This window comes from Paenibacillus sp. 01T422 (assembly GCF_056398785.1).
In genome coordinates this window covers 1-5,156 of sequence record NZ_JBFTQB010000595.1, presented here as the reverse complement: position 1 = coordinate 5,156, position 5,156 = coordinate 1, and the positions used below count along the sequence as shown (strand labels likewise).

2 protein-coding genes and 2 pseudogenes are annotated in these 5,156 nt (G+C 46.9%); all 4 read right to left on the bottom strand.

Annotated elements, in window-relative coordinates:
• Window positions 1-209: pseudogene (locus AC1DUA_RS26750) on the bottom strand (esterase family protein); the annotation flags it as partial.
• 59 nt (window positions 210-268) lie between these two features.
• A complete protein-coding gene (locus tag AC1DUA_RS26745) occupies window positions 269-2,500 on the bottom strand; it encodes a transglutaminase TgpA family protein (protein WP_477502662.1) in 2,232 nt (743 codons plus the stop codon).
• Window positions 2,493-3,194: a DUF58 domain-containing protein gene (locus AC1DUA_RS26740; RefSeq protein ID WP_477502663.1), complete on the bottom strand. Its 702-nt coding sequence runs from the start codon at window positions 3,192-3,194 to the stop codon at window positions 2,493-2,495. Before AC1DUA_RS26740 ends, AC1DUA_RS26745 begins: the two co-directional genes overlap by 8 nt.
• Before the next feature lie 657 nt (window positions 3,195-3,851).
• Window positions 3,852-4,514: pseudogene (locus AC1DUA_RS26735) on the bottom strand (AAA family ATPase); the annotation flags it as partial.
• Window positions 4,515-5,156 lie beyond the last annotated feature (642 nt).

The window sequence follows — 5,156 nt, the reverse complement described above, 5'->3', positions numbered from 1 at the left end:
GCCGCATACCGCTCGATGGACGTCCTCCTCATCCAAATGGTGTGATCGTCAGATAAGCCATGTAATAAGTACAGCGTAGGATGCTTTGTAGTGCCGTAGCTCGCTGAGGCCATCCCGATCTGATTTTGCGCTGGCTGCGGTAAGATCACGTACATGGAAGCTGAGACACCAAGGGAATCTGAATAAAAATGACAATCGATAAAAGCCATTCCAATCTGCTCCTCTCATAGGGAAAACCACCCCCGGAAGGCGGAGTGGCTTTCTTCACCTATTTCATCTGTTCTTTTAATTTCGTAATCGATTGACTTACGGTTTGATAATCCGTTTCGGTGGATACACTTTGACTGTATTTTGCTCGTTCAAACAGCTCCAGTACCGTTTCCAGATCTTTTTTCATCCACTTGCTTTGGCTTGACCACCTGGTCGTCGCTTCTCGCATTGTTTCATGTTCTAGTCTTGTATAGCCCTTACGACGGCTCATTCGCAGAAGCTTCTCGAATTCCACAATAATTTTCTGATTAAAATTAACGGCCTTCAATTGCTTTCTGCGCATACGCCAAGTCCGCCAATAACTGCTTCTGAACAAGAAGACGGCGCCAGCAGCAATCACTAGAGCAGCACCAACACCGCTTAACGTCAACCATAGCCAAGTATAACTAGGAGCTGGCTTAGTTTCTTCCGGCAATGTAACCGGATCGCTCTCAGTGGAAAGCTCAACAGGCGGCGGTGTCTCCGCAGGGAATACATTCGGAAGCGCAAATCCGGAAGTAGGCTCGAATGGAATCCAGCCGAAACCTTCAAAATACACTTCAACCCAGGAATGAGCATCCGAGTTCCGGACTGTATAAGTGCCGGCAGCATCCGTATCAATGTCTTCACCCAATTGACTCAAGATACCAAATTCACGCATCTGATCAGACTGTGGTGAAGTTCCTGAAGAGTAACCTTTAACCCAGCGGGTCGGGAGTCCAATTGAACGTGTTAGCACGGCCATCGACGTGGAATAATAGTCACAGTATCCCTGTTTTATTTCAAATAAGAAACGATCTACAAAATCTTTGCTTTTCCCTTTGCTTTCGTCCGGGGTGTTCGTATACGGGTAATGCTCTGATAGATAAGCTTCGATCAGCTTGGCCTTATCATAAGGATTGGTCGCTGATTTGGTGATATCGATCGCCAGTTGTTTGACACGTTCCGGAAGATCCGCTGGTACTTGCAAATACTCCGCCCATTCCGGTTTATTCGTATAGTCACTCTTCACCTCGCGCAGTTGCGCTACATCCAAAATAGGCTCTTGAGTAATAATGGCATACTCTTTGGGATAATTCGTTCTGCCTGTGTAACGCAGCTCCGACTGCCGTGGCGACCATAAAATACGCTGGAACGGATTCTCACCTTGATTCACTTCCACCAGACGCTGGACGGCATATCCACCGAAGAGAACCGGAAAAACATCCTCTCTTTGCATAACAACGGTCTGTGTAACTTCCTGTGTTTTCAAAAGTGAGAGGTCAAATCTTGGATCAAGAGGCAGTGTATTCAGATTGACCCGATTCACTGGAAGCCTTTTCTCATTCGGACTAAGTTCCCAGCCTTTTCCATCATACTGAGCCCTTGTCTCACCACGGAAATAGGTGCGTTTACTCGTTTCAACGGTCATTACAGGTGTGTAATCAAATTGAAATCCACCGCCTAGATGACTGTCATCTCTGCTATAGCCGGACGAAGTATCGGCCGTAGACGCCGTGACGCTTACGCCTTTTCCTAATAGCGGTACAGATTCTCCACGACTCACTTTGTAAGCCGTATAAGGATCAGTGAGGATCGGTTCTACGGTAGGAGCCAATAGCCCAACAAGCGTAATGACACCCACAATCAGCCCAACTGGAAGCAGAAGTGATGAGGGGTAATCGGTAATCGTCTCCCAGATAACTGGTGCGCGTTTCTTCAGCTTGGCGAAGTGACGAACCATCAGCAGCGAAAATCCGCAGAAGATGACCATTGCTACTTGCGGCCATAGGAAAATCGTGCTGAAGGAATCTCGTATGGCGAAAAACAATATACTAACAGCAATGAGAACGAAAATACGCAGCCTCGATTTCACTGACCACATGGCGAACAAATAAGTCATCCAAGCAGCTAAGCTAAACCAAATATACGGCTCTAACTGACCTGCATTTAATGCGACCCAACGGAGTGCGCCCTTCCAAGTCGTCACCTGTACAGCAACGAAATGGTAACCCATCCCAATGATGTGAAGAGCGATGACCAATCCAAATTGAATGAGAACGCGCCATATGCGGCGAAGATGCGGAATCAGATACGTAACCACCACTAGGCTTAATGTTCCTGTGACAAAAACGACCGTTTCAGGGAGCCATAAGCCGTCTTCCTTCATGATCCAAATTACAAATTGATATAGATAAATACCAGTAAGAATCGCACTAATGCGCTGTTCCCAATCCGTAAAAGCAATTCGTTTCCAGAGTGAGCTAAGCATAACGTTTCGCCCCTCCCAACAGGTTAGGCAAGTCCGTTAATTGACTAACCTTATACCCCATATAGCCTTGTGAGCGAATGGCCTTAACCCAATCATCCTTTGCGCTTTCTTGAGCCTCACTCTGCAGTTTGAATGCATGCGAAGGTTCCGCATGAATCCACATATGGCATGGGTTCATTTGAAGATGCTCAAGTTGCGTCAGCACCTGCATCATCACAGAACCCTTTTGCGGGGAAATAAGGACAAAGAAGCAGCCAGCGGGCAGTTCCCGCGAATGTTCTTTTACGATTTGCTGCAGAGAGTGAAAGCCATCAGCTTCTACCCCGACCAAATGTTTTAAAATATGCTTGTGGTGATTTTGACTTTGTTTCGGTTCAAAATAGGTCGATTCTTTCCCGATCGAAAGTAATCCCAGCGCTAAATCGCGGCCAGCCCCATAGCGGAACAAGGATGCCGCCACAGAGACAGCTAGTTCAAATTCTGCAGCGTCGCCATAAGCACGGGCCGTCCGGTCTAATAAAATGATCGTTTTGGGCAATGACTCCCGCTCGAATTCCTTAGATTTCCATGTCCCTGTCTTCGCTGTCGCATTCCAGTGGATGCGGGATAAGCGATCACCATAAATGTACTCACGGACACCGTTAATTTGCGTCGTTTCCCGGTGCGCTCTAGTCGTCGTGGAATGATGCTGCATGCCTTTGAGCATTTGATGGAATTGCGCCCATTCCCGAATTGCCACGGTTTGTGGATACACCGTAATTGATTGCTGCAGCTCTAGGCGTCCCTTGTGTTGGAAGAAGCCAAAAATATCCTCAGTGAGACACTCCGTATCACCAAATCGGTAATACCCCCTTCGCAGTGGAGGCGTGCTGTACAGCAGTTCCCCTCTCCGCTTCCAGTCCGGGATCAGCGAAGCTTCAAAGATGGTTTCTTCGCCGCTCTGTCGTATGAACTGATCTTTGATGATCATATAAGGAATCGGCCAAAAGCCAGGAATTTGCACGCCAATGCCGATTTGCAATGACTGACCCGCTTCAAGCTGCGCGTCCTGCCCTTGAATGGAGAGCTTTCGTGTGCCTTGAGCACGTCTGATGCCGCTCCAGTTGCCTGAGAGCAAATAGATCGACAAAAGGGTGATGATAATAAAAAGCATGGAGGCCAGCTTGCCTCCTTGAAATAACATGAAGAATAAGCTAGCTGTGAAGCAGGAGATCAGTAGCCATAAAGGAGCCGGAAACCGGGGACGTTCCCCGAATCGTTTGAATACCGGTCGAGTCATAGGCTCACTTCTCCAATCGAACCGGCACGCGAACCTGCTCAAAAATGGAACCGAGCACGGAGTTAACGGTACCATATGTACCTTGCGAGCCTGCTCCTGTGCTGCTAATACCTCGACCGTGTCCATCACGGCATGCAAGGCTTCCATCGGATGCGATTTGCTCTGCGAAGCGATCATCTGTTTCTCGGCAGCTTCACTCGGATAACCTAAGCTAAGCTTAATCATAAAGCGGTCAAGCTGCGCTTCCGGCAGGATGTAAGTACCTTCGAAATCAATGGGATTTTGGGTGGCCAGCATGAGAAAAGGAGATGGCAGCTCATGAATATCGCCGTCTACCGTAATATGCTGCTCTTCCATCGCTTCCAGCAGAGCGGACTGCGTTTTGGTCGTTGCGCGATTGATTTCATCGACAAGTAAAATATTCGTCATGATGGGTCCTGAGCGAAACAGGAACTTTTCTTCTTTGGGATGATATATGGAAACACCGGTAATGTCGGAAGGCAATAAATCGGGATTGCACTGAATGCGACGGAATTGGCCGTCGATGGAACGAGCCAGAGCTTTGATCAGCACGGTCTTGCCAGTGCCAGGCACATCTTCGAGCAACACATGTCCGCCGGCCAGCATCGCAGTCAGCAGTAATTCAATCTCAGCGCTCTTGCCGAGAATGCATGATTCTAAATTCGTTTTCAGTCTAGTCAAAACTTCTACATGATGATGGGTGGCAGTTTCCATGACTTAATCCTCCTTAGAGTTTTCGTAAGAAAACTTACTTCGTAAGCACTGCTGAGTTTTCATAAGAAAACTTAGTTCGTAAGCGCTGATGGTAATCATTAGAAAACTTACGTCGTAAGCATGAGCTTAGTTTTCGTAAGCGTTTGCTGCATTGCATTAAAACCTCATCTTATCACGACCGTCAGGCAAAAAATCGCCAAAATGACCGTAATTCTTAAAATAGAAGAGAAAAGTGCGTAAATCCAGTTTACAGCAAAGTTTTTCGTCCGTATACTTGTAATTCCTCTAAATTTATTTGTTAAAATTACCCATGCGGATTTGGCGGCTTTATTAGGGTTTGAGCGGAGTTTGGAAAAGGAAAAAAGTGGTGTCTTATAATTGGTTGAATTGTATGCGTAGGCGAGGGGGAATTTTGTGGCGGGCGCCGCGAGTTTGGTTAGCGGAGTGTAGACGGATGTCTTGTGCCATACAAATCTTGCAAAAAATGCAGCAAATTTGGCGGAAGTTACTGATTTGAACTTATATCCTGCAAAAAGTGCAGCTAAATTGATGATTTCTGCGTATGTCGGGTAAAAGGTCATGAATAACATGTACTTTTTACATGTTTATCGCTAGAAACAGCAAAAGTGAGATCATTTGCTG